Source organism: Hyphomonas sp. (assembly GCF_013823385.1).
Lineage (GTDB): Bacteria > Pseudomonadota > Alphaproteobacteria > Caulobacterales > Hyphomonadaceae > Hyphomonas.
Genome location: NZ_PNMA01000016.1, coordinates 1 through 24,250 on the forward strand (window position 1 = coordinate 1; position 24,250 = coordinate 24,250).

A 24,250-nucleotide genomic window follows, 5' to 3' on the forward strand; every position below is an offset into this window, starting at 1 on the left:
TCCCTCCCCGCAAGCGGGGAGGGGGCAAGTCGCGCCCTGGGGAAAAGTCGCCCTCCGCTGAAACCTTCCCTCTCCCCGCAAAGCAACAGGCCCCCTCCCCGCTTGCGGGGAGGGTGGGGGTGGGGCACCTCTCAAGAAAAAAGCAAACACCGGCCGCGCCCTCCGCGCGTTCCGGCCGCCGCCGCTGCCCTTGCCCTGCCCGCCGCGCCATCGCACACTCTCCCTCAGAACGCCAAAGGTGACGACACAGGGAGAGAGACATGGTCAACGGCAAGGATTTTCCGGAGGATTTCGTCTGGGGCGCCTCCACGGCCTCCTACCAGATCGAGGGTGCCCATGCCGCCAATGGCCGCGCGCCCAGCATCTGGGACGCCTTCAGCGCCACCCCCGGCAAGGTGAAAAACGGTGATACCGGCAATGTCGCCTGCGACCATTATCATCGGTACAGGGAAGATGTGGCCCTGATGCGCGATGCCGGTTTTTCCGCCTATCGCTTCTCTGTCTCCTGGAGCCGCGTGCTCCCGGAAGGCCGCGGAAAGCCCAACGAAGCCGGCCTCGATTTCTATGACCGGCTGACCGACGAGCTCCTGAAGAATGGCATCGAGCCCTGGCTCTGCCTCTATCACTGGGACCTGCCGCTGGCCCTGCACGAAGCAGGCCTCGGCTGGACGAGCCGCGAGATCGTGCCGCTGTTTGCCGATTATGCCAGCCTGCTCGCCCGCCGCCTCGGTGACCGCGTGCCCCGCTGGGCGACCTTCAACGAGCCCAACATGTTCACCATGCTCGGCTATGGCGCCGGGGTTCACGCCCCCGGTCTGCGCGACCGGGACGCCTGGCTGGACGCGGTCCACCATGTCAACCTCTCCCACGGCGCCGCCGCCCGCCGCCTGCGCGCGGACCTGCCCGCAAGCGCCCTCATCGGCACAGTCCCGAACCTCCAGCCTGCAATGCCCGCAACCGATAGCGATGCAGACCGCCAGGCCGCCGCGAAGATGGACGCCGCCATGAACCGCGCGACGGCCGATCCGGTCTTCCTCGGAAAATATGATCCGATCACACGGGAGTGGATGGGCGCGCGCGTCCGCCCCGGCGACGAGGAGGCCATCTACGCCCCGCTCGACTGGCTGGGCCTCAACCATTATTCGCCCACCTACGCCGCCGCCGCGACCAATCGCTGGGGCTTCCGCAACATGGACCCGCCCGAAGGCGCCGAAACCACCCTCATGGGCTGGCATGTGAAGCCCGAAGCCTTCCGCGACATGCTGATCGACACCGCCCGGCGCTACCGCCTGCCGGTCTATATCACCGAGAATGGCATGGCCGATGATGTCGAGCCGGGCGCTGATGGCGCCGTCAATGATGCCGCGCGCATCTCATATCTCGACCGCTATCTCGGGGCCGTCCGCGAGGCCCGCGCCGCCGGGGCGGACATTCGCGGCTACCTCGTCTGGTCACTGCTCGACAATTTCGAATGGGCCATGGGCTATGGCCCGCGCTTCGGCATCGTGCATGTCGACTATGCCAGCCTCAAGCGCACGCCCAAGGCTTCCTACCACTGGCTTGCCGCGCTCGCCGGGGCCGGCGCTCCGGCCTAGGTCAGAGCAGCCAGCTATCTGGATTTTCCACCATCTCGCCGGCGGCAAGGGCCTGCATGCCCTTCACGATCCGCACGATGTACCAGACCAGCGCGGCCAGGAAGAGCAGCAGGCCGATCAGGATGAAGGTCAGGAGGCCCGCGATCACGCAGTACAGCAGCATCTTCCAGAAGATGTTGATCTGGTTGCGGTAATGGTTCTCGATCAGGGCGTCTCCCTTGCCCTTTCCGAGATAGGCCATGACCACGCCGACCAGCGCCAGCACCTGAAAGAAGACGGGTGCCACAATATAGAGAAAGTAGATAAGGTTGGCATTGCCCCGGCTACCGGGTTCAATCGAAATCGTTGGCGACTCGGCCATTTCTGCCTCCCTCGTCAGCCCGGCCATGGTTATGGCGGCAGTCCCGCTTAGCCTGCGCCGGGTTGACGCTCAGTTAACCTTGCAGATTGTCCCGCGCCGCGCCAGAAGAAGTCTTATACATTCAAGGAGGAATCCCATGGCCAATCCGCGCAAAATTGCCTACGCCGATCTCGAATCCCTGGCGGGACAGGAAGTCGGCGTGTCCGACTGGCACCTTATCGACCAGGCCCGGATCAACCTGTTCGCTGACGCCACCGGCGACCATCAGTGGATCCACGTGGACGAGGAAAAAGCCAAGCAGATGATGGGCTCCACCATCGCCCATGGCTTCCTCACCCTGTCGCTGCTGCCCATGCTCGGCGCCGAAGTGCTCCGCGTCGAAGGCGTCACCCGCGGCATCAACTATGGCTCGGACAAAGTGCGCTTCACCAATATGGTGCCGGTGAACTCCAAGGTCCGCCTGCGCCAGAAATGCCTCTCGGTCGAAGCCAAATCCGGCGGCAAGCAGATGAAGATGGAAGCCACCGTCGAGATCGAAGGCCAGGACCGTCCGGCCCTCGTCGCCGAATCGATCACCGTGCTCTACGGCTGATCTGCCAGCCAGGCTTCATCGCCAGACACACAAAGGGAGGCGCTTCGCCTCCCTTTTTTCTTGGCCCTCAGATTTCACCGCGATGCAGTGTCTGCGCCCGCCGCAGCGCCCGCGCGTCCCAAAGCGCATTGTGCTGAACGGCGCCCTCCAGATCCGTCGGCCAGGCTGACACCTGCATCAATTTCAGCGTCAGGTCCGGAATGCGCACCATCTGTCCCGGTGCCAGGATCAGGCATTGCATCAGATGCGTGAGGTCTTCCGGCCAGTCGGCCACCACGCAAGGCTCTGCATCATCCTTGAGGAATGCCTGAATGGCGCGCCCGAACTCTTGCATTGGCAGCACGACCGGCCGCGCGCCGCTGACATCCAGAAGCGGCAGCACATTCTCCTCCACCCATGGGTGCAGGGCCAGCATCTCAAGCTCCGCATGCGGACGGCAAAGGTAGAGCTCACCCGCCTCGCCTGACAAGGCAAGGCTGATGAGCTCTCCGCCAAAACCGTTGAACTCGCAGTCGAGGCTGTAGAGCAACCCGCCCTACTCCCCGCGCTGGATCTTCAAATTCTCCACCTTGCCGACAGCTGCCAGGGCAAAGGCATATTCGGTGGCCACTTCCTTCAGGCCTTCAAACCGGCCAGAGGCGCCGCCATGCCCGGCATCCATGTTGATGCGCAGGAAATACGGGCCGCCTTCCGGCGCTTCATGGCGCAGCTTGGCCGCCCATTTCGCCGGCTCCCAATAGGTCACGCGCGGATCGGTCACCCCGCCCGTGATCAGCATCGCCGGATAGGGCTTGTTGCTCACCTGATCATAGGGGCTATAGGCGAGGATCGTGTCATAGGCCGCTTCATCCGTCAGCGGATTACCCCATTCGGGCCATTCCGGCGGGGTCAGCGGCAGGCTCTCGTCCGACATCGTGTTCAGCACGTCCACGAACGGAACAGCTGCAATGATGCCGCCGAAGAGTTCCGGGTCCATGTTCGCCGCTGCGCCCATCAGCAGGCCGCCGGCTGACCCGCCATGAGCCACCACCCGGCCCTTGGAGGTGTAGCCCTGGGCAACAAGGTATTCACCAGCCGCCACGAAGTCCTTGAAGGTGTTGGTCTTCTTTTCCAGCTTGCCATCAAGATACCACTGATAGCCCTTCTCCATGCCGCCCCGGATATGGGCGATGGCATAGATGAAGCCGCGATCGACGAGGCTGAGACGCCCCGTGCGGAAGTCCGCCGGCATCGACATGCCGTAGGAGCCATAGCCGTAGAGCAGCAGCGGCGCGGTGCCATCCACCGGCGTATCCTTGTGGCGCAGCAGCGTGACCGGAACTTCGGCCCCATCCCAGGACGGCGCCATGATCCGCTCAACCACATAGTCTGCCGGGTTGTGGCCCGAGGGCACTTCCCGTGTCTTGCGCAGCGTCTTTTCGCGCGTGTTCAGATCATAATCGAACACCTGATCCGGCGTCGTGGGCGAGGCATAGTCAAAGCGCAGGATCGGCGTCTTGTAGTCATACCCGCCTTCAAGTCCCAGCTCATACGCCGCTTCGTCAAAGCTGATCGAATGGGACGCGCCATCGGCGCGCGCCTGGATCACGATACGCGGCAGGCCGTTCTCGCGCTCCATGATCGTCAGATAATCCTGCTGCGCGGTGATCCCCATGATCAGCGTGCCGGGGCGGTGGGGAATGACTTCCTTCCACTCTGCCGGTGAGGTTGCCGACATCGGCGCCTTCATCAGCTTGTAGTCTACCGCGCCGTCAATATTGGTGATGATGTAGAATTCCCCGTTCCATTGGGTCACGGAATATTCGTGATCGGTCTGGCGCGGCGCAACGGTGCGCAGCGTCGGGTTCAGTTCATCGGACGGGAACCAGTGAATTTCAGACGTCGTATGACCACCCGCCAGGACGAGGATCAGTTCCTCGCTCTCGGTCGTGGTGACGTTCACGAAGAAGGCCGGGTCCTGCTCCTCATAGATCAGCGTGTCTTCGCCGGTCTCAAGGCTGCGCTGGTAGACGGCGTTCGGGCGGCCATTGGAATCGCGCGCCACCCAGAAGATGGCCTTGCCGGTCTTGCTCCATTCCATTGGCCCATAGGCGTTCTCAATCAGAACGCCGGTGTCTTCGCCGGTCTCGATATTCTTCACACGGATCTGATAGAACTCGCTGCCCTTCAGGTCCGTGCCATAGGCAATGAACTTGTGATCGGGCGAAACCTCGATGTCCCCAAAGGCAAAATAGTCCTGCCCCGCGCCCATCGCGTCGCCGTCCAGCAGCAGGGTCTCAGGTGCCTCCGGATTGAACGCATCCGCCGCCGGCCGGCGCGCAAACACGGCATACTCCCCACCCTCGCGGAAGCGCGTATAATACGCCCACGGACCATCAATGTCGGGAACCGAGCTGTCATCTTCCTTGATGCGCCCGCGCATCTCGGCAAACAGCTCCTCGCGCAGCGCCGCTGTCGGGTCTTCCAGCACCGTCTTGGTGAAGGCATTCTCCGCCAGCAGGTAATCGCGGATGTCGGCGCGCAGCAGCGAAGGCTCGCGCATCACCTCCTGCCAGTTCTCATCCTTCAGCCAGTTATAGGGGTCGTTCCGCGTGCGGCCGACCTGCGTGATCTCGTGATCAATGCGCTGGGCCACCGGCGGGGCCGGCCATGTTGCCGCGGGCGTGCCTGCCACCAGCGCCGCAGACGTGTCCGTCTCTTCGTTCACTGTCATACATCCAGTCAAAAGGGTTGTTGCGGCCATCAGGCCGGCGAGATTTGCAGCAAGGCGCATGGGGGGCTCCGCTTATCGATATTCGAAATATCTGAAGCGAGCCGGCCCCGATTGTCCAGCCCTTCCTTACTCCGCGGGCCGGAAATCCAGCACAATCCCGTTGATGCACCAGCGCATGCCCGTCGGCGGCGGCCCGTCATTGAAAACATGGCCCATATGCATCCCGCAGGTGGCGCAATGGCATTCGGTGCGCGCCACGCCGATCTTGTAGTCGGTCTTGGTGCCCAGGAGGCCCTCGCCGATCGGCTGCCAGAAGCTCGGCCAGCCTGTGCCGGAATCAAACTTGTGCTCGGACGACCAGAGCGGCGTGTCGCACCCCTTGCAGTGATAGATGCCCTTGCGCTTCTCGCTTTCAAAGTTGCCGGGGGTGAAGGCCCGCTCGGTGCCTTCGCCAAAGCCCACGGCAAATTCCTGCTCGGTCAGCATTTCGCGCCATTCGCGCTCGGTGCGGGTCACCCGCCGGGGCTTGTTTTCGGGCATCGCAGGCTCCTCATGTGAAGTTTCGCCTCCCGATATAAGGCGCACCGGCCCCGGTAAAAAGGCGGAACCGCCTATGGCGTGCAGGCAGACGTCCGCCCCAGCGAGCAGGCCTTGGCCAGCGCTGCCGCCGCGCCCGCAGCATCGGCCGCCCCGCCTTCCCCATCCCGCAGCGCCCAGCCATAGCGCTCACACCCGTTCGCATCGCCGAAATCGCAGGCCTTCTGGTAATAGCTCCGCCCCTTGGCCTTATCGATGGCGCCGGCCTGCCCGAAATAGGCCATCAGCCCCAGATTGTAGCAGGACGCCCCCACTTTCAGCTCGCAGGCCTTGCCATAAGCCACCAGCGCCGCCTGCGGATCGCTCGCCACGCCCGCGCCCTTATAGAGGCTGAAGCCCTGCTTGTGACAGCCATTGGGGCTGCCCAGCTCGCAGGCTTTGGCAAACGCTGCGTACGCCTTCACCAGGTCGGGCGCCTGCCCCATGCCCTCCTCATGAGCGATCCCCAGGCTGCGGCAGCCTTCGGCATAATTCAGCTCGCAGGATTTGGTGAGCAGGGACATCGCCGCCGGATAGTTCACCGGCGTGCCCTCAAGCCCCAGATAGTTCACCGAGCCCAGGTTGGAGCAGGCAATGCCCTCATTCTTCCCGCAGGCAAACGCATAGTTCTTCAGCGCCGAGGCGACATCCTTCGCTCCGCCCTCGCCATTGAACTGCATCACCCCGGCGAGGTTGCACGCTGCGGCATGTTCCTCCCCGCAGGCCTTCTCCGCCGCCCGGCGCGCGGCGGGCAGGTCTGTCTTACTGTTCCAGCTGATCAGCGCCTGATTGTAGCAGCCTTCGGCATAGTCCAGCTCGCAGCTCCGGCGATAGTTTGCCCCGGCAAGCGCCAGGTCCACCGGCCCGCCCTTGCCATAATGCGCAAAGATGCCGGCATTGTTGCAGCCATTCCGGTTCCCGCCCTCGCAAGCCTTCGCATAGCTGACCCGCGCGCCCGCCAGATCCTGCGGCCGGCTGACGCCATTCTCCTGCAGCACGCCCAGATTGTTGCAGGCCGATGCATTGCCGAGTTCGCAGCCTTTCGCATAGTCCAGCCACGCGCCCGCATTGTCCTCCGGGCCGCCTTGGCCCATGCGCTTGTAATAGCCCGAATAGAAACAGGCCTCTCCCGCATCGAGACGGCACCCCTTTTCATAGACGGCGCGTGCCGCCTGAAAGTCCTGCGCCGTGCCGCTGGCTTCCCGGTAAGCCCAGCCCGCATTCTGGCAGGAAAGAGCATGGCTGAGCTCGCAGCCCTTCAGAAACCCCGCCAGCGCCTTCTGGGCCTGCGGCGCATTTCCGGCATAGCCGTTGAGGTCCAGGATCGCCGCCTCGTTGCAGCCTTCCCCCTCGCCCGCGCTGCAGGCGGCGTCGAAATATTTGCGGGCTGTGGCGGCATGGTCATCGCCGAGGCTGTTGAAGGTATGCGCCACCTGCAGGCAGGAGGGCCCGTAGCGGTCTGTGTCGCACAGGTCCACCAGCGCAATGCCCGCCGCGCGCTGGTCTGCGAGCGCTGCGGTCTCGTCGCCGGCATACCGCATCACCAGCTCGTGGCGCTCCTGCGGCGGCAGCGCCGGAGGAAAAAGCTGCGCGGCGCGGGTAATGTCCGCCTCACTTGCCTGCGCCATCGCCGGCGCGCCCGCCAGCACGCCAAACACCAGACCCGCCATCAGGGCACGAAACATGATTGAAGCCTCCACATGCGTATCCGCCGGGCAGGCTTATCCAAATGGCCGGGCGCGCCTATCCCCTGAGCAGGGGGGCCGCCTGCTTCCAAACTCCATGTGGCGCTGACCGCAATAAGGCGTTGCGGCGCAGGAACGCTTTGCATATACAGCGCCTCTCGGTCGGAGCGTGGCGCAGCCCGGTTAGCGCACTAGTCTGGGGGACTAGGGGTCGGAGGTTCGAATCCTCTCGCTCCGACCATTAAAATCGGTGTCGAGAGCTGGGAACCTTGATGACCAATTCCACATCACAACTCAATCTCATAACAGCCGTGGAAATCGCCCATAGATATGGGCTCGATCCCAAAATATGCCGTAGCGCCCTCAGGCAAGCCAATCTCCACTGGCATAGACACAACGGACGTTGGGAAGCCGTGCGGGGGAGCCCCGAACATGAAGATATGGAACGTATAATCTCGTCCCTGAAGTTCCACCCGATGCGGATACGGGTTAAGTTAGGAAAAAGCGCCCCAGCATCTTTGACCAAACAGCGCATTTCTCGGGACGAAGACTATGTGATCGACCTGTGCGACAGAGTTCTAGGTCTCACCGCGCTTCGCCAACACCGCTTTCCATTTCTAAAGGGAGATACTGGTGTTTCAGGAAGAGCACAAAGCTTGCCGGTCGATGCATACTATCCCCAATTACAGCTAGTTATTGAGTACCATGAACTCCAACATAGCGAATCCGTCACACTGTTTGATAAGAGACTCACAATCTCTGGCGTATCGCGAAAGGAGCAGCGGCGGGCATATGATCAACGCCGCCAGTCTCTCCTACCGCAGCATGGGTTGAAGCTCGTCATTTTTGATTATCGTGAGTTTCTCCACACATCGCGAAAGCGATTGATGCGCTCAGAGGGAGATAAAGCTATAATTAGGCAAAAGCTCAGCCAATTTATAAGTCGCTGACCAAAGTAAGCTAGGCAATTAACGAAATAGCCAGTTAGCCCTGCCGCCGTGCCCGCAGGGCGTCCAGCCGCAGCTTCAGCTCCGACAGCTCAGTCAGCGTCCCGTTCAGGCGTTCGCGGCGGGCCTCGGGGTCTGTGGGCACATCGGTGAACGCGCGTGCCAGGGTTTCCTGCAGTTCGCGGGCAGGGCTGGCGGCGGTGTCGGGCGTGATCGTTGCCGTGCCGGTCAGCACAGCCGCCACGCCCTGCTGCACCAGCACCGCCTTGGCGCCTTTCAGCGTCATGCCGCGCTCATGCACCAGAATGCGGATGGCGCGCAGCGCGTCGATGTCCTGGGGGCGGAAGAGGCGGCGCCCATCGGGGCGCTTCACAGGGCTCACCTGGCGGGGAAAGCGCGTTTCCCAATAACGAAGCACATGGGTTTCGAGGCCAAGCTCAGCGGCGGCTTCCCCGATAGACCTGTAGGCATCTGCTGACTTCTCAATACGGGCTTTAAGGGCCGTCATGCAGGTGCCTCCTTAAGTCAATCGTCGCCGCCGACCTGTGATTTCAGCATCGGCGAGGGCCGGAATGTCACGACGCGGCGGGCGGCAATCGGGGCCTCTTCGCCGGTCTTGGGGTTGCGTCCTTCACGGGCCGCCTTGGAGCGGACCACGAAGTTCCCGAACCGCGCCAGCTTCACTTCCTGTTCCTGCTCCAGCGCCGCCCCGATCAGGTCCAGCGTCCGGTCCAGCAGGTCAGCAGATTCCTGACGCGTCACGCCCACTTCTCGGACAATGGCATCAGTCACTTCAGCGCGGGTAAGTGTACGGTCGCTCATTCTGTCAGCCCGTTTCTCTAAATGAAGCCTAAGCCCGCAATCTTAACGAATTCCTAGCAGAGGCGTTAGCTAAATTTGTGTCAGATTTCTTGCCGGTCAAAGCCGGAAGAGGCTGGCACCCCAGGAGAAACCGCCGCCCATCGCTTCTGACAGGATCAGATCGCCCGGTTTTGCGCGGCCCGAGCGCACAACATGGTCCAGGGCCAGCGGGATCGAGGCGGCCGAGGTATTGGCGTGTTCGGAGACCGTGATGACCACCTTCTCCTCCGGAATGCTCATCTTTTTGGCCACCCCGTCGAGGATGCGCTTGTTGGCCTGGTGGGGCACGAACCAGTCGATGTCCTCAGAGGTCAGCCCGGTTTCGGCCAGAACGGCCTCGATGGCAGCGGAGATGTTGGTCACCGCATGCTTGAACACCTTGTTCCCCTCCATCCGCACATGGCCGATGGTGCCGGTGGAGCTGACGCCGCCGTCAACATAAAGGAGGTCAGACTTGGTCCCGTCGGTGCGGATATGGTGGGTGATGATGCCGGCATCGTCCGCCCCGTCCCACTCCACCGCTTCCAGCACCACGGCGCCGCCGCCATCGCCAAACAGCACGCAGGTGCCCCGATCCGACCAGTCGAGGATGCGGGTAAACGTCTCCGCGCCGATCACGAGGGCCTTGTTGAACAGGCCCTGCTTCATCAGCGAATCTGCCGTTGCCAGCGCAAACAGGAAGCCGGAACACACCGCCTGCACGTCGAAGGCTGCGCCGGGGCCGGTGCCGAGCTTGGCCTGCACCGCCGTCGCCGTGGCGGGGAAGGTCTGGTCCGGCGTCGTCGTCGCCAGCACGATCAGGTCGATCTCTTCAGGCTTCATGCCGGCGGCGTCCAGCGCCCGGCGCGCGGCCTGCACGGCAATGTCGGAGGTCAGCTCGCCATCAGCGGCCACATGGCGCTTCTTGATGCCGGTGCGCTCCTGGATCCACGAATCCGTGGTCTCGACCATCGTGGAGAGTTCGTCATTCGTCAGAACACGTTCAGGCAGGTAACTGCCGGTTCCACGGATAAAGCTGCGCTTTGCCATGTCCTGTATCCTCGTCTGGCGCGCCGCGCCGTTACTCTGCTGCCAGACCGCCGGTGCCGACACGGGCCATATTGGCCGCAATCTCGGTCCGGTAATCACTCAATGCCAGATCAGCGGCCAGCACGCAGGCGCGCGCAAAGCCACGGGCATCTGCCCCGCCATGGCTCTTCACCGAAACCCCGCCCAGCCCGATCAGCACGCCGCCATTCACATTGCTGGGGTCCATGAAGTCCTTCAGACGCTTCAGCCCGTTCATGGCGAGGGCGGCGCCCATCTTCGAGCTGAGATTGGCCGTGAACGCTTCGCGCATCCGGCTCGCCAGCATCCGCGCCACGCCTTCGCCGGTCTTCAGCGCCACATTGCCGGTGAAGCCATCGGTCACCACGACATCCACCGCCCCGGCAGAGATGTCATCGCCCTCGACAAAGCCGCGATAATCCATCTTCAGCGGCGAGTTGCGCAGCAGCTCATGGGCTTCGCGCACCTCTTCATGGCCCTTCATCTCTTCCGAACCGATGTTCAGCAGGGCCACGGATGGCCGCTCGATGCCCAGCGTCGCGCGGGCAAACGCCTCGCCCATGATCGCGAAGGTCACCAGCTGCTCGGCATCAGCCTCAACATTCGCGCCCACATCCAGCACCACCGTGCGCCCGCGCAGCGTCGGCCACAGCGCCGTCATCGCCGGGCGGTGAACGCCTTCCATCTTGCGCAGCTGCAGCATCGAGATCGCCATCAGCGCGCCGGTATTGCCCGCAGAGACAGACGCATCGGCCCGCCCCTCCTTCACCGCTTCCACCGCGTTCCACATCGACGTGCCCTTGCCCCGGCGCAGCGCCTGGCTGGGCTTCATGTCGCTGGTGATCTTCTCGGCGGCGTGAACAATGGTCACCTTCGCCGCCAGCCCCGGCTTTGCCGCCACCAGCGGCGCCAGCAGGGCTTCATCGCCATGCAGCAGCACATGCGCATCCGGCCGCTCCGCGAGAAACTCGGCGGATCCGTCTATGGTGACACCCGGCGCGGCATCACCGCCCATGGCATCAATCGAGAGCGTCAGTTTGCGCTGCATGGAGAAAAGACCGCAGTTACGGCGTTGTGCGTATTTTTGCGTGGTTTAAGTGGCGCCGCCCCTCAAAGCAACGGGAGAGATGCGGTGGGCCACACCTGATTGTGGTTCACACCGCCGGCACGCTCCCGCCACAGGCGAACCCGCCCGACAGGATTTCGGTATCCGGCTGGGCCGCAAACTGCGCCTGATACGCCAGAAGCGCCGCGGCCAGCTCTCCCGCCTTTTCCGCTCGCGCCACCCCATTGCGCTGCAACACGCCGGCCAGCGCCTGCCCCGAATCACCAGCACTCAACGCCTCCAGCAGCGCCCGGCCCAGCCCCGTATGGGCCTCCGCCAGCGTGCGCACCTTGCGGGCGATGGAATGGTCCCCCACGCCCTTTTCCCGGAAGGCAGCGTCAAATCCGTCCAGCACCCTGGCATTCAGCCGCTCGGTCAGCTCCGCCGCCAGCGGCCCGCCAACCCCGGCAAAACGCGCGCAGGCCAGCGCCGTCATCACGGTCACCATCTGCGCCCGGCCCTCGAAAGTGTCGGGCACGCCGCGTGTCTCATAGTGCACCGGCAACAGGGCTTCGCGCACGAGACGGCCATGGGCTTCGGCCACGGCCTTTTTGAGCGCCCCGCGCCTGCGGAACCAGCTGCCTGAAAAAGCGATCAACCCTGTACTCCAATGCTTGCCAAGCCCGGTTACCTGTCGCTAGGTCTGCGGTCAAAGCCTATAGGAGCCATAAATGGCGCGTCTTTCCCTTGTAGCCGCTGGCCTTCTTGCCGCACTGCCCCTGACCGCCTGCCTCAGCCCGGCGCGGGATTTCCACGGCTATATCGCAGATGAAGTCCAGCCCATCGACATCAAGCCGGGCGAAGACACCCGCTCGACCGTTCTGGCCCAGCTCGGCTCGCCCTCCACAGAGGGTCTCTTCGATACGAATGTCTGGTTCTACTATTCCGACATCCAGGAGCGTTTCGCCTTCTATCGCCCCAAGGTGGTGGAGCGCAGCATCGTCGCCATCCGCTTCAGCGAAGACGACGCCGTGGATGAAGTCGTCCGCTACAGCGTCACTGACGGCCAGATCGTTTCCTACGCCTCGCGTGAGACGCCCACCCGTGGCCGCGAACTCGGCTTCTGGGAACAGATCTTCGGCACCGTGGGCGCTGTCCGCCTGCCCAACACCGACGAGCGCACGCCGGATAACCCGACCGGCCGCCGCTGAGGCGAGCGCCCTTCCAGAAATCCAAAGGCCGCAACCGGGAACCCGGCTGCGGCCTTCTTCGTTCAGAAGGGGCAAGCGGCGGCCACCAGTGGCCACCGGGGCATCCCTTGACGCTTGGCGTGTCAACGGTGCCCCTACCGGGGCCTCGTTTGTCCTGCTGAACCTCCCTACGCCGCGTTCTGGGCCGCATTCTGGCGGGCGGCGCTTCTGCATCCGGAAAGAATAGTCGCCGCCGGGGCCACGCCCAATCGAAAGCGTCATGCCGCGTCATAGAATTTGCCGATATGTGCACCGCACAAGGAAAAACTCCCGGAGTTGCCCCCGGGAGTTTCCGTTGATTTTGCCACTGACAATCAGTGTCCGGCCAGATCAATGTCCGGCAAGAACCGCCAGCATCAGAAGCGCCACGATGTTCGTGATCTTGATCATCGGGTTCACGGCGGGGCCGGCAGTGTCCTTGTAGGGATCACCCACCGTGTCGCCCGTCACGGCGGCCTTGTGGGCTTCAGAGCCCTTGCCGCCATGATGGCCGTCTTCGATATACTTCTTGGCATTGTCCCATGCGCCGCCGCCCGAGGTCATCGAGATGGCAACGAACAGGCCCGTCACGATCACGCCCAGCAGCATGGCGCCGACAGAGGCCAGCGCCGCGCCCGATCCGCCAATCACCAGGATCACGCCGAACAGTACGATCGGCGAGAGGACCGGCAACAGCGACGGCACGATCATTTCCTTGATCGCGGCTTGCGTCAGCATGTCCACGGCGCGGCCATAATCGGGCTTCACTTCACCCTTCATGATGCCCGGCATTTCCCGGAACTGGCGGCGCACTTCTTCCACCACGGACTGGGCCGCGCGGCCCACAGCCATCATCGACATGCCGCCGAAGAGGAATGGCAGAAGACCGCCGAACAGCAGGCCAACCACCACATACGGATTGGCAATCGAGAAATCGACGACAACATTGTGGAAGAAGGAACCCTCCACCGCACGCGCGGTAAAGTAGTTCAGATCTTCCGCATACGCCGCAAACAGCACCAGCGCGCCGAGACCGGCAGAACCGATCGCATAGCCCTTGGTAACCGCCTTGGTCGTGTTGCCGACAGCGTCCAGCGCGTCGGTCGTGGTGCGCACCTCCGATGGCAGTTCCGCCATCTCGGCAATGCCGCCCGCATTGTCCGTCACCGGACCGAATGCGTCGAGCGCCACAATCATGCCGGCCAGCGCCAGCATCGTCGTGGTGGCAATGGCAATGCCGTAAAGGCCCGCCAGATTGTAGGTCAGCAGGATGCCGCCAATGATGATCAGGGCCGGCAGGGCGGTCGCTTCAAGCGAAACGGCAAGCCCCTGAATGACGTTGGTGCCGTGCCCCGACTCCGAGGCTTTCGCGATGGAGCGCACCGGGCGGTACTTCGTCTCGGTATAGTAGGCGGTGACGACCACGATCAGCAGCGTCACGAAGAGACCGGCCACACCGCAGGCAAACAGCTTCCAGCCCGTGATCTGGGCAGCTTCACCGGTCACCGGGTCCACCAGGCCGAGCAGCGCGCCAGCACCCTCCAGCGTGCCGCCAAGGCCGCCCGGAAGAACGGTATGAATGGCCAGCGCCAGGCCCCCGATGGACAGCACGCCCGTCACATTGAGCGCCTTGTAGAGTGCGCCCATGACATTGGTGGAGCCTTTGGAGAGGTTGGCAAAGAAGGTGCCGATGATGGAGGTAACGATGCAGACCGCGCCGATGGCGAGGGGCAGCATCATTATCTCGGCAATGTAGGGGGTGGCCGCAAAATAGATCCCGCCCAGAACCATCGTGGCCACCAGGGTCACCGCATAGGTCTCGAACAGGTCGGCTGCCATGCCGGCGCAGTCGCCGACATTGTCGCCCACATTATCGGCAATGGTTGCCGGGTTGCGCGGATCGTCTTCGGGGATGCCGGCTTCCACCTTGCCCACCATGTCGCCGCCGACATCTGCGCCCTTGGTGAAGATACCGCCGCCCAGACGCGCAAAGATCGAAATCAGCGAGGCGCCAAAGCCGAGCGAGACCAACGAGTCGATAATCTGCCGCTTCTGGCCCTCATCGCCAAGGCTCAGCCCCATCGGGCCGGTCAGCAGGCCGTAATAGCCAACGATGCCGATCAGCGCGAGGCCAACCACAAGCATGCCCGTCACCGCGCCGGATTTGAACGCCATCTTCAGGCCCGCATTCAGGCCCTGCCGCGAAGCCTCCGTGGTGCGCACATTCGCCCGCACCGAAACCAGCATGCCGATATAGCCAGCCGCGCCCGAAAGCACCGCGCCGATCACGAAGCCGACCGCTGCCTTCCAGGTGAGCAGGAACACCAGCGCAATCGCGACGACCACGCCGACAATGCCGATAGTGCGATACTGCCGCTTCAGATAGGCGTTGGCGCCTTCCTGAATGGCGGCCGCGATTTCCAGCATACGGGCGTTGCCCGCTGGGGCTTTCATGATCGACTGGATCTGAACCCAGCCGTACAGAACCGATAATATACCCGCACCAAGTGCGAGCGCGTACCATGTCATTAGGGCTTCCTCCTTGCGTTCCCCGAGTGAAACTCAGCCGGGTTATATCCCGGTCCGGTTCCTTTTTCTTGTTGGACTGTCTTGCCTGCCAGCCGCGCCGGACGCGCGCAAGATGCATCGCGTCAGGAGCGAGCGGGAGGCTGTCCGACTCGGCCATGCTCGAAGGCGAGGGTTTCGGGTAAGTTAACAGGTTTTCCACAATGGGTGGCGCTGAGCCCCGCCCCTTCTGACAAGCGCCCGATCCGGGTCACCTTGAAACCGGAATTTTCAATGAAACCAGATGCTTGCGGGCTTGCCGCAAACAGCAGCTGATAGTCGTCGCCCCATGAGGCAAGGTCCAACATTTCCACAAGGCCCGCCGCCCCGCCCGCAAACGGGACGCGCTCAAGCTCGATTTCCGCCGCCAGCCCGCTCGCCGCCGCCAGGGTCGCCAGATCGCCCAGCAGGCCGTCAGACACATCCATCGCCGCGCTGGCATGGCCGGCGATCAGGCTGGCCACCTCCGGCGGTGGCAGCTCGGGCACCTGCAGGGCGCTCAGCCAGCGCGCCTCGCCCCGGCCTTCCGTCTTCCAGAGATAGCCGCGCCGGGCCGCGCCGATCTCGCCGGTCACCCAGACCTCCTCCCCCGGCCTGCCCCCGCCCCGGCGTACGGGCGCAGGGCCCAGGCACTCGCCCGTCAGGGTCAGCGACAGGAAGAGACCGCCCGGTGTCATTACGGTGTCGCCCCCGGCCAGAAGGATGCCCCATCTGTCCAGTTCTGTCCCCAAACTGTCCGAAAATGTCCGGATCTGTCCGGGATCGCGCCCCTCTTTGGGCCATCCCAGCGTCAGCAGCGCCTCCCGCGGACGGGCGCCAGAGCCCAGAATATCCGACACATTCACCCGTACCAGCTTGCGCGCAATCGTCTCGACCGGGTCATCGGCAAAAAAATGCACCCCCTCCACCATCGCATCAACGGTGGCGATCAGGGGGCCATAACCCTTTGAAAGTTCAGCGGTATCGTCAGTCAGTCCCGCAGCGCCCGGCGCCTTTGCCAGCGGCGCAAAGTAACGGCGGATCCAGTCCTTCTCGGCCATCAGCGGCCCTTACAGGCCCTCGCGGCCAATGGCGTAGAACCGCTCCCGCCGCTGCGCCCGCAGCTCCGCCGGGCTCATCCCCTCCAGCTCCTGCAGCGCCGCATCAATCGCCTTTGCTGCAGCCGCCATTGCACGTTGCGGGTCACGGTGCGCCCCGCCGACCGGCTCTTTCACGATGCCATCGACGATCTTGTGCTTCAGAAGCTCCGGCGCCGTAATGCCCATCGCCTCGGCCGCATCCTTCGCCTTCGCCGCATCCCGGTAAAGAATAGACGCGCACCCTTCCGGCGAGATCACTGAATAGATTGCATATTCCATCATCAGAACGCGGTTTGCCGCCGCGATGCCGATGGCCCCGCCCGACATGCCCTCGCCGATGATCAGCGTCACAAACGGCACGCCCAGGGAAAGCCCGCGCTGGGTGCCCCGCGCGATCGCCTCGGCCTGGCCGCGCTCTTCCCCGCCCTTGCCGGGATAGGCCCCGGCCGTATCGGGGAAAGACAGCACCGGAATATTGAACTTCTCGGCCAGATCCATCAGGCGCACGGCCTTCCGGTAGCCCTCAGGGTGGGCCATGCCGAAATTATGCTTCAGGCGCTTTTCGGTCGTCCGGCCCTTTTCATGGCCCATCAGCACGACGGAACGCCCCTTGAACCGCGCCAGGCCGCCAATGATGGCCTCGTCATTGCCATACACCCGGTCACCGGCCAGCTCCTCGAAATCCTCGAAGACCGTGTTGATGAAATCGGAAAGGTGCGGCCGGTCGGGATGACGCGCCACCTGGGTGATGCGCCAGGCGTTCAGCTCCGAATAGATCTGTTTGAGCTGCTTGACCGATTTGGTCTTCAGCTTCGCCAGCTCGTCGCTGATTGACGGGCCATCCTTGCGGGCGGCCAGCGCTTCAAGCTCGGCGATTTTCGCATCGAGCTCCGCAATCGGTTTTTCGAATTCAAGATAGGTTGCCATGGCCGCCTAACTAGCAATCCCATTCGGCTTCGCCTAGCGGCTTTTCAGCCAAGCGTCTTGGTCAGCATCACCACCGCCGGCAGGATCAGCACCCCCAGAAGCACAGGAAAAACGAATAAAATCAAAGGCAAAGTCATCTTGGCGGGCAGCGCCATGGCTTTTTCTTCCGCCATCAGAATCCGCCGCTGGCGCATATCTGCCGAGAAAACCCGCAAGGTTTGGCCGAGGCTGGTGCCCATTTCCTCGGCCTGGCGCAGCATTGTGGCCAGCGATCCGGCCTCTTCGATTCCGAGCCGGTCGGCAAACGCGCGCCAGGCGAGCTTGCGGGACCGGCCCGCCCGGAGCTCCAGGGACAGGGTGCGCATATGGCCCGCAATGATCGGATGGCGCAGCTCCAGCTCCTCGCCGACCCGCTGCACCGAAGCGTCGAGGCTCAGTCCCGCCTCCACGCACGCCACCATCAGGTCCATCATGTCCGGAAAGCCGCTGGAGCAGGCCTGCTTGCGCTGGGCAATGCGCGCATCGAGGAACTTCCCCGGCGCCGCCAGCCCCGCCAGCACCAGCGTGATCGAGGCAAGGATCGGCGCGTATTTCGGAAACTCCTGCAGATAAGGCAGGGCAAAGAACAGCCCCACCTGCGGGATCACCACACACACGAAGCGCGCAAAGAAATAGCGCGGCACGGCCTTCGGCCCGGTAAAGCCTGCCAGGTTCAGCTTCGCGCGCGCCGCGCTGACTTCCGCCCCGTCCGTAGGCGCCGCATTGTCCGCGATGCCCATCACCGCCTTGCCAAGCCGGTTCTCGCCCCGCTTTGCTTCGGCAGGCGCAGCCCCCGGCCGCTGGGTCAGCCGCCGCTCAATGTCTCCGGCATCCTGCCGGCTGCGCACGAAAGACAGGATGCCCGGCACGGCCAGCAGCAATGCAAGGGCTCCCAGGATCATCGGGACAACCGGACCGGATGCAAGCAGCGCAGACATGTTCCGTCCCCTTACATCTTGAAATTGATCATGCGGTTCATCACCAGATTGCCGATCCCCATCCACACCAGAAGCCCCGCAAAGCTGTACTGGATCATCGGCTCATGGATGACGCTTCCATAGAATTCCGGGCGCAGCATATGGATCGCGGTCATCACGATGAACGGAGCAGAGGTAAGGATCATCGCCGAAACCCGCCCTTCGGAGGATGCCGCGCGCACCTTGAGACGCATGGTCTGCCGTTCACGGATTGTATTGGTGTTGGACTTGAGCAGCTCCGTCAGGTTGCCCCCGGTCTTCTCCTGCAGGCGAACCGTCGCGGCAAACAGTTCCACATCCGGATCGCCCGCCCGCTCGGCCATGCGCTGCACCGCATTGGTCAGCGACATGCCGTAGGATACCTCATCAGCCGTCATGCCGAATTCGGTGCCGATAGGGTCTGGCATCTCGCGCGCCACAAGGCTCACCGCCGTGGCCACCGGATGACCCGCCTCCAGGCTGCGGCAGACGATCTGCAGCGCGTCGGGCAGCTGCGCCGCCAGCTTCTTTGCCCGGCTCATGGCGATATGCCGTATAACGACAATCGGCGCGCCAATCAGGACCGCAACAAATACCGGGATCGCCGCCACCAAGCCGCCGAGATAGACGAACGCCGCTCCGCCCGCCACCACCGCGCCCGCCAGAGACATGCCTGCCCAGCGCGCCGGCTGGAATTTCAGGCCAGAGCGCACGATCAGCTGGTTCAGCCAGCGCAGCGACATGGTGAGGTTGCCGTCCCGGTCCAGCCCCCGGCTCTTGCGCAGCTCCACCATCGCCTCATTATGCGTGGCAAAGCGCTCCTTGAACTGCAGGCGCCGGTTCACAATCTGCTGTGTACGTACATCCGAGATCAGGCTCAGCACAGACTGCGCCGCCAGAACCAGCGCCCCCACTGCCATGATCGCCGGGATCACCAGTCGCAGGTCGAGGTTTGCAATATCCGGCAGCGAGAACACGGGCGGCAGCCTTTCAGAATTTGCTCGATGGATCAAAGAGGCCCGCGGGCATGAACACGCCCTTGCGCTCCATCTCATCCATGAATTTCGGGCGCAGGCCCGTCGCCACAAAATGGCCGATCACCTTGCCCTCGGGCGAAGTGCCGGTGCGCTCGAATTTGAAGATCTCCTGCAGCTGAACGACAGAGCCCTCCATGCCGGTAATCTCGGCAATCGAGATCACCTTGCGCGAGCCGTCCGAAAGCCGCGTTGCCTGAACAATGAAGTTCACGGCCGAGGCTATCTGCCCCCGGATCGCTTCTTCGGAAATTTTCATGCCGCCCATCATCACCATCTGCTCCAGGCGGGTGATGGCGTCGCGCGGATTGTTGGCATGGATCGTCGCCATCGAGCCTTCATGGCCGGTGTTCATCGCCTGCAGCATGTCGAAAGCTTCTTCAGAGCGCACCTCGCCGAGGATCACCCGGTCCGGCCGCATCCGAAGGGCGTTTTTCACCAGCTCCCGCTGGCGTATCTCGCCCTTGCCTTCAATGTTCGGCGGGCGCGTTTCCATCCGCGCCACATGCGGCTGCTGCAATTGCAGCTCGGCTGCGTCCTCAATCGTGATCAAGCGCTCGTCCGGGCTGATGGCAGAAGAGAGCGCGTTCAGCAGCGTCGTCTTGCCCGAGCCTGTGCCCCCCGAAATCACGGTCGAGGCCCGGCACTTCACAGCCCCCAGAATGAAATCGGCCACGGGCTTGGGGATTGCGCCAAACGCAACCAGCTTGTCCATGGTCAAAGGTGATTTTGAAAACTTCCGGATAGAGACGAGCGGCCCATCGATCGCAATCGGCGCCACCGCGGCGTTCACCCGGCTGCCATCCAGCAGGCGCGCATCCACCAGGGGCTGGCTCTCATCCACGCGGCGGCCCACAGCCGCCACGATCCGCTGAACGATCCGCAAAAGGTGATCATTGTCGGCAAAGCGCACCGGCGCCAGCTGCAGCTTGCCGCGCCGCTCAACGTACACCTGGTTGCAGCCATTGATCAGGATGTCCGCAATGGAATCGTCCTTAAGCAGAGGTTCAATCGGGCCAAGACCGGTCATCTCATCCATCACGGCATCGGCAAAGGAGGCTTCCTCCGCCGCTGAAAGGGCCATCTCTTCCTTGCGGATGATCTCGCTGATGATGCCGCGCACGCGTCGGCGCATCGTGTCATCATCCAGCTTGTCCAGCGCGGAAAGATCCAGTTCGTCGATCAGCTTTGCATGCACGCGGAGCTTTGCGTCCAGAAGGTCGAATGCGGCCTGCTCCGGCATGCTGCGGGGCGCCGGGGATACCGGGGTAACAGCCGCAGGCGTCTCTTCTGGCGGTTTAGGCGCCGCGCTGGTAAATCCAAACCGGCTCATCGCTTCGCCCTCTTTGCCTTGTGGCTCGCCGCCAGCGTGGCGAGCGTTTCTTCCGGCGCTAGCTTGCGCACCAGCCCCGCCACATCCGCCACCAGCGGGCTTTTCGGTTTAACGTCCGCAATCGGCTTGCCGAGATTTACCGCCGTGCGCGCCGCGTCCCAGTCAGACGTGATGGTCACATCAATCGTCCGCTCGATGGACTTCTCAGCCTTCTCAACCGGAAAACCGGCCCGGAAGTTCTTCTTCGGGAACATCCGGTTCAGCACCAGGCGCGCCTTTGTGCCATCCTTGCGGAGCGCGTCAATATCCCGGCACATGTCGGCCGCCGCATGCAGGCTGGGTACCGTCAGCTCACTGACCACAATCGCCTGATCCACCACCGCCAGAACCGGCTTTGTCCATGGCATCATGTGGCGCGGCATGTCGAGCAGCACATATTCAAACGTGCCGCACGCCACATCCAGAAGCCGCAGGATCGCCGCCTCCGTCGCCAGCGCGTCGGCATCGGGATCGCGCGGCGAGGCGATGATCGATACGCCGTCCTCATGCTGCCAGCACCAGGCCGCCATCAGCCGCGCGTCCAGCCGCTCCGGCGCGGCAGACAGCGCCTTGAGGTCCAGCTTGGGCACCGCCTCAAGGAATGAGGCGGTCATCCCGTCGGCGAGGTTCAGGTCGACAAGGCACACCTTGTCCGGACCGACAATCCGCGCCAAGGCAAACGCGCTTTCAATCGCCAGCGTGGAAACGCCCGCCCCGCCCACGGCCCCGCGAAACGCCCAGCAGACAGATGCCTGGGGCGGCGCCTTCTCTTTTTCCGCGGCGCGCGTCTCGCATAGCCGTTCGAAAGCGCTGGCAATGTCGCCCGCGCCCGCCGAAGACGGCAGAATGTCCGACGCCTCGATTTTCATCAGAGCCCGCACCATATGCGCCGGCAGCTGATCAGACACCACGATCACCGCGCTGCCCGGCCGCTCCACCGCCAGCAGCAGCAACAGCTGATCCCAGCCCGGCATGCCCTGCTCGATCAGGATCAGGCCGCCGCCATGGCGCAGCACCGTTTCCGGGGGCGTCAGGGCAGACACATCAAAAAGCTCCGCACACATCGGCGCGAGCGCAGCGGTAACCTCGCCCCGCGCCAATACTGCCAGCGCCGGCAGGGGCGACCGCGCGCCGCCTGCCCCCGGAATTTGCGGGGCTGCCGCTCCGTGGCTCACTCCCCGCCTCCCGTGCCGCCGGCATCGGCGAGCTTCTTCGTCTTGCCCTCGTTCAGCGCCTGCACAGCCTTGGCCGCACGCACGCCTGAACTGCTCTCCACCGGGCGGGAATTGGGAACGTTCACGTCCCGCACAGCCTGCGCCGCAATGTTGGCCCGCGTGGCCTCGCCCAGCACATACTGATCCTGCCGGTCATGCGAGGCGCATCCGCAAAGCACCATCAGGGCGGCGACAAGTGAAAGTCTGATAGGTCTGCGCATGATCAGTTCCCTGAAGCTATGGAAAGGCCGCCTACCGTGTGGCCCAGCAGGAAGAACTCGACTTCCGTGGGCTCGGCCACCGCGTCCAGCGGCGAGGCCACCGCCTCGGGATGCGAGAAAGGCTGCACCAGGCGCGGCGTCACGATGATGACCAGTTCGGTCTCGTTGCGCTGATACCGCTTGGAAGAAAACAGCGCCCCCAGCACCGGCACATTGCCCACCCATGGCGTCTGGCGCACATCATTGCTGTAATTGTTCTGCAGAAGGCCGGCGATGGCGAAGGCCTGCCCGTCATGCAGCTCCACCGTCGTATCCGCCCGGCGCACGGAAACGCCCGGAATATCGATGTTGGAGGCGCGGATGCCATTGCCCCGGTCCAGCGCAGAGACTTCCGGCCGTACCCGGAGGTTCACCAGCCCATCGCCCAGAACCGTCGGCGTAAAATCAAGGCTCACACCGAACTTCTTGAACTCGACGCTTACTTCATTATCACGGCTCGCCACGGGAATGGGAAACTCGCCCCCCGCCAGAAAGCTCGCCGTATCTCCAGACAGCGCCACGAGGTTGGGCTCTGCCAGGGTACGGACCACGCCCTTCTCCTCCAGCGCCCGCAAGCGAATGTCGATATTCTCGCCGCCCACATTGGTGAACACCGCAAGCGTCTTCTCCAGCAGGCCGGAAACCGTTCCGCTCTCGGTGCCGACCACCACATCATTTGCGTTGATCGTGTTGCCAAAGCCGATCTCGCGCACGGCATTGCGGCTTGCCTCCAGGAAGCGCACCTCCAGCATCACCTGCTGGCTCTGCCCCACAGACAGCCCATTCGCCACCCCGCCCGGCACATGCCGCTCGGCCAGTTGCAGCGCCATTTCCGCCGCCGCAGCCGTCGTCACCTTCCCGTCGAGATACACCCCGTCATGCACCGCATACACATCAATGATCTCTCCCGGCAGAAGGCGGCGCAGATCGCCGCGCAGCTCGTCCAGGCCAAGCTTCACCTCAACCTCGATCAGTTCTGCAATCGCGCCGGCCTCATCATAGATCAGAACGGTCGTGCCGCCCGGCCGCTTGCCGCGCACGAAGAAGGAACGGTTGGAGGTCGGCATCGCCTCGGCGATTTCAGGATCGGCCACCACGATGGTCGCAAAGGAAGCGTCCGCCTCGACCACCGCCGATTTTCCCCGGCGCAGCTCCAGCCGGTCAGCTCCCGCCGCCGCAGACCGCTGCGTCCAGGCCAGAACCGGCTGCGCGCAGAGCGCCGCCACGACACTGGCCATCAGTATACGTTTCATGTTGCCCATCAGCCCGCCCCTTCCGTCGCCGCAGCGCTTGCCGCCGGCGGCGCCACAGGTGTTGTCACCCGTGTATCCTGAGATCCATTGATCACGCGCACGGTCGCCGTTGCCGGGGCGCGCGTGGTCCGTGCCGGGCGCGTCTGCGGTTTCTTCGCCACCTTCGGCGCCTCGATCACCTCGGCGAGTTCTTCCTCCCGTCCGATCAATGCCAGGCCCAGCGCCGCACGCCGGCTCGCCGCGCCCAGCAGCAGCGCGTCCTGCGGCGTCACTTCCAGCGTCACCGTGTTGGAGGGCCTTGCGCCCTCAAGCCCGGACTCAAAGGTCTGGTCCACCGCCAGCACCTTCACGCCCTTCAGCACCGGCTGCGCCAGCACATTGGCCGAACGCCGCGCGTCCTCCGGCGCGGCCCGCGCGTCCTTTGCCTCCACAAATTCGTTCACATCCACCCGGTCGCCCGGCAGCACGAAGCCCGCCACACCGGTATCGTTGGACACAACCACCGAAACGGCCCGCATCCCAGGCTGAATGTTCGCAGCCAATGTCAGCACACTGCCGGTCGTGTCGATCTTCCCGGCCAGCAGCGGCTCGCCCGCCACCATCAGTCCGCGCGAATACGCCTTCTCGCCAATGTCGGTAACCGCGCGCAGGGCGCCCGGCGGAACGGCGCTCGCCGGCCAGTCCCGCATCTCCACCATCGCCGGGTCAATCAGCTTGCCCGGCTCGATGGTTGTCGCCGCCACGGCAATCTGCGTCATCTGAATGGCAGGCGCCGCCGCCACGGCGGCATTTGCCGCCGGGCTGCCATTGCCCATGAATTCCCGCCCGAAGAAAATAGCGCCCGCGCCCAGCGCCAGAGACAAGCCGAGGCTTATCAGGGGTATCGCTTTCATTCTGAAG

Annotated in this window: 24 protein-coding genes and 1 tRNA gene; 5 read left to right on the top strand and 20 right to left on the bottom strand. The window is 63.7% G+C overall.

Annotated features, from left to right (window positions below; translation table 11 throughout):
* Positions 1 to 260 precede the first annotated feature (260 nt).
* A complete protein-coding gene (locus C0456_RS10790; protein WP_291051640.1) occupies positions 261 to 1,595 on the top strand; it encodes a GH1 family beta-glucosidase in 1,335 nt (444 codons plus the stop codon).
* Between the two features lies 1 nt (position 1,596).
* On the opposite strand, the gene C0456_RS10795 is transcribed toward C0456_RS10790, so the two are convergent.
* Positions 1,597 to 1,956 (bottom strand): DUF4870 domain-containing protein, encoded by a 360-nt coding sequence (locus tag C0456_RS10795; RefSeq protein WP_291051643.1) that lies wholly within the window; start codon positions 1,954 to 1,956, stop codon positions 1,597 to 1,599.
* A gap of 136 nt (positions 1,957 to 2,092) precedes the next feature.
* Here C0456_RS10795 and C0456_RS10800 point away from each other — a divergent pair, with 136 nt between their 5' ends.
* Positions 2,093 to 2,548: a MaoC family dehydratase gene (locus tag C0456_RS10800; protein WP_035594458.1), complete on the top strand. Its 456-nt coding sequence runs from the start codon at positions 2,093 to 2,095 to the stop codon at positions 2,546 to 2,548.
* Positions 2,549 to 2,615: 67 nt separating this feature from the next.
* On the opposite strand, the gene C0456_RS10805 is transcribed toward C0456_RS10800, so the two are convergent.
* The 4 genes from C0456_RS10805 to C0456_RS10820 form a co-directional block, all read right to left on the bottom strand.
* Positions 2,616 to 3,077 carry a hypothetical protein gene (locus tag C0456_RS10805; RefSeq protein WP_291051648.1) on the bottom strand — a complete coding sequence of 154 codons (462 nt, stop codon included), beginning with the start codon at positions 3,075 to 3,077 and terminating at the stop codon, positions 2,616 to 2,618.
* Positions 3,078 to 3,083: 6 nt separating this feature from the next.
* Positions 3,084 to 5,321: a S9 family peptidase gene (locus tag C0456_RS10810; RefSeq protein WP_291051651.1), complete on the bottom strand. Its 2,238-nt coding sequence runs from the start codon at positions 5,319 to 5,321 to the stop codon at positions 3,084 to 3,086.
* A gap of 66 nt (positions 5,322 to 5,387) precedes the next feature.
* Positions 5,388 to 5,801, bottom strand: coding sequence for a peptide-methionine (R)-S-oxide reductase MsrB (gene msrB / locus C0456_RS10815; protein WP_291051654.1), 414 nt, complete (start codon positions 5,799 to 5,801; stop codon positions 5,388 to 5,390).
* 71 nt (positions 5,802 to 5,872) lie between these two features.
* A complete protein-coding gene (locus C0456_RS10820) occupies positions 5,873 to 7,522 on the bottom strand; it encodes a tetratricopeptide repeat protein (RefSeq protein ID WP_291051657.1) in 1,650 nt (549 codons plus the stop codon).
* 163 nt (positions 7,523 to 7,685) lie between these two features.
* On the opposite strand from C0456_RS10820, the gene C0456_RS10825 reads away from it, so the two are divergent.
* Positions 7,686 to 7,763: transfer RNA gene (locus C0456_RS10825), tRNA-Pro, on the top strand.
* 31 nt (positions 7,764 to 7,794) lie between these two features.
* Positions 7,795 to 8,472, top strand: coding sequence for a hypothetical protein (locus C0456_RS10830; RefSeq protein WP_291051660.1), 678 nt, complete (start codon positions 7,795 to 7,797; stop codon positions 8,470 to 8,472).
* A 34-nt stretch (positions 8,473 to 8,506) separates the two neighbouring features.
* On the opposite strand, the gene C0456_RS10835 is transcribed toward C0456_RS10830, so the two are convergent.
* From C0456_RS10835 to C0456_RS10855, 5 genes are all read right to left on the bottom strand, one after another.
* Entirely contained in the window at positions 8,507 to 8,977 is a 471-nt protein-coding gene (locus C0456_RS10835; RefSeq protein ID WP_291051663.1) for a MerR family transcriptional regulator, read from the bottom strand.
* 17 nt (positions 8,978 to 8,994) lie between these two features.
* Positions 8,995 to 9,291 (bottom strand): integration host factor subunit alpha, encoded by a 297-nt coding sequence (locus tag C0456_RS10840; RefSeq protein WP_011646182.1) that lies wholly within the window; start codon positions 9,289 to 9,291, stop codon positions 8,995 to 8,997.
* A gap of 96 nt (positions 9,292 to 9,387) precedes the next feature.
* Positions 9,388 to 10,359, bottom strand: coding sequence for a beta-ketoacyl-ACP synthase III (locus C0456_RS10845; protein WP_291051668.1), 972 nt, complete (start codon positions 10,357 to 10,359; stop codon positions 9,388 to 9,390).
* Positions 10,360 to 10,390: 31 nt separating this feature from the next.
* Positions 10,391 to 11,425, bottom strand: a complete 1,035-nt coding sequence (plsX, locus tag C0456_RS10850; RefSeq protein ID WP_291051670.1) for a phosphate acyltransferase PlsX — start codon at positions 11,423 to 11,425, stop codon at positions 10,391 to 10,393.
* 106 nt (positions 11,426 to 11,531) lie between these two features.
* Positions 11,532 to 12,080, bottom strand: coding sequence for a ubiquinol-cytochrome C chaperone family protein (locus C0456_RS10855; protein WP_291051672.1), 549 nt, complete (start codon positions 12,078 to 12,080; stop codon positions 11,532 to 11,534).
* Positions 12,081 to 12,153: 73 nt separating this feature from the next.
* On the opposite strand from C0456_RS10855, the gene C0456_RS10860 reads away from it, so the two are divergent.
* Positions 12,154 to 12,633: an outer membrane protein assembly factor BamE gene (locus C0456_RS10860; RefSeq protein ID WP_291051675.1), complete on the top strand. Its 480-nt coding sequence runs from the start codon at positions 12,154 to 12,156 to the stop codon at positions 12,631 to 12,633.
* Between the two features lie 369 nt (positions 12,634 to 13,002).
* Here the strand turns inward: C0456_RS10860 and C0456_RS10865 are convergent, their stop codons facing one another.
* From C0456_RS10865 to cpaB, 10 genes are all read right to left on the bottom strand, one after another.
* Positions 13,003 to 15,180 (bottom strand): sodium-translocating pyrophosphatase, encoded by a 2,178-nt coding sequence (locus C0456_RS10865; protein WP_291051678.1) that lies wholly within the window; start codon positions 15,178 to 15,180, stop codon positions 13,003 to 13,005.
* 122 nt (positions 15,181 to 15,302) lie between these two features.
* Positions 15,303 to 16,256 carry a thiamine-phosphate kinase gene (thiL, locus tag C0456_RS10870; RefSeq protein ID WP_291051681.1) on the bottom strand — a complete coding sequence of 318 codons (954 nt, stop codon included), beginning with the start codon at positions 16,254 to 16,256 and terminating at the stop codon, positions 15,303 to 15,305.
* Between the two features lie 9 nt (positions 16,257 to 16,265).
* Positions 16,266 to 17,222 (bottom strand): acetyl-CoA carboxylase carboxyltransferase subunit alpha, encoded by a 957-nt coding sequence (locus C0456_RS10875; RefSeq protein WP_291051684.1) that lies wholly within the window; start codon positions 17,220 to 17,222, stop codon positions 16,266 to 16,268.
* A gap of 44 nt (positions 17,223 to 17,266) precedes the next feature.
* On the bottom strand, positions 17,267 to 18,199 hold the full coding sequence (locus C0456_RS10880) for a type II secretion system F family protein (protein WP_291051687.1): 933 nt from the start codon (positions 18,197 to 18,199) through the stop codon (positions 17,267 to 17,269).
* An 11-nt stretch (positions 18,200 to 18,210) separates the two neighbouring features.
* Positions 18,211 to 19,194: a type II secretion system F family protein gene (locus tag C0456_RS10885; RefSeq protein WP_291051689.1), complete on the bottom strand. Its 984-nt coding sequence runs from the start codon at positions 19,192 to 19,194 to the stop codon at positions 18,211 to 18,213.
* 13 nt (positions 19,195 to 19,207) lie between these two features.
* Positions 19,208 to 20,584: a CpaF family protein gene (locus C0456_RS10890; protein ID WP_291051692.1), complete on the bottom strand. Its 1,377-nt coding sequence runs from the start codon at positions 20,582 to 20,584 to the stop codon at positions 19,208 to 19,210.
* Positions 20,581 to 21,798, bottom strand: coding sequence for a hypothetical protein (locus tag C0456_RS10895; protein ID WP_291051695.1), 1,218 nt, complete (start codon positions 21,796 to 21,798; stop codon positions 20,581 to 20,583). Before C0456_RS10895 ends, C0456_RS10890 begins: the two co-directional genes overlap by 4 nt.
* The gene (locus C0456_RS10900; RefSeq protein WP_291051697.1) at positions 21,795 to 22,058 is read right to left on the bottom strand and encodes a hypothetical protein; all 264 of its coding nucleotides are present in this window, start codon (positions 22,056 to 22,058) and stop codon (positions 21,795 to 21,797) included. The genes C0456_RS10895 and C0456_RS10900 overlap by 4 nt, the downstream gene beginning before the upstream one ends.
* A 2-nt stretch (positions 22,059 to 22,060) precedes the next feature.
* The gene (locus C0456_RS10905) at positions 22,061 to 23,359 is read right to left on the bottom strand and encodes a type II and III secretion system protein family protein (RefSeq protein WP_291051699.1); all 1,299 of its coding nucleotides are present in this window, start codon (positions 23,357 to 23,359) and stop codon (positions 22,061 to 22,063) included.
* Positions 23,359 to 24,243, bottom strand: a complete 885-nt coding sequence (cpaB, locus tag C0456_RS10910) for a Flp pilus assembly protein CpaB (RefSeq protein WP_291051702.1) — start codon at positions 24,241 to 24,243, stop codon at positions 23,359 to 23,361. The genes C0456_RS10905 and cpaB overlap by 1 nt, the downstream gene beginning before the upstream one ends.
* Positions 24,244 to 24,250 lie beyond the last annotated feature (7 nt).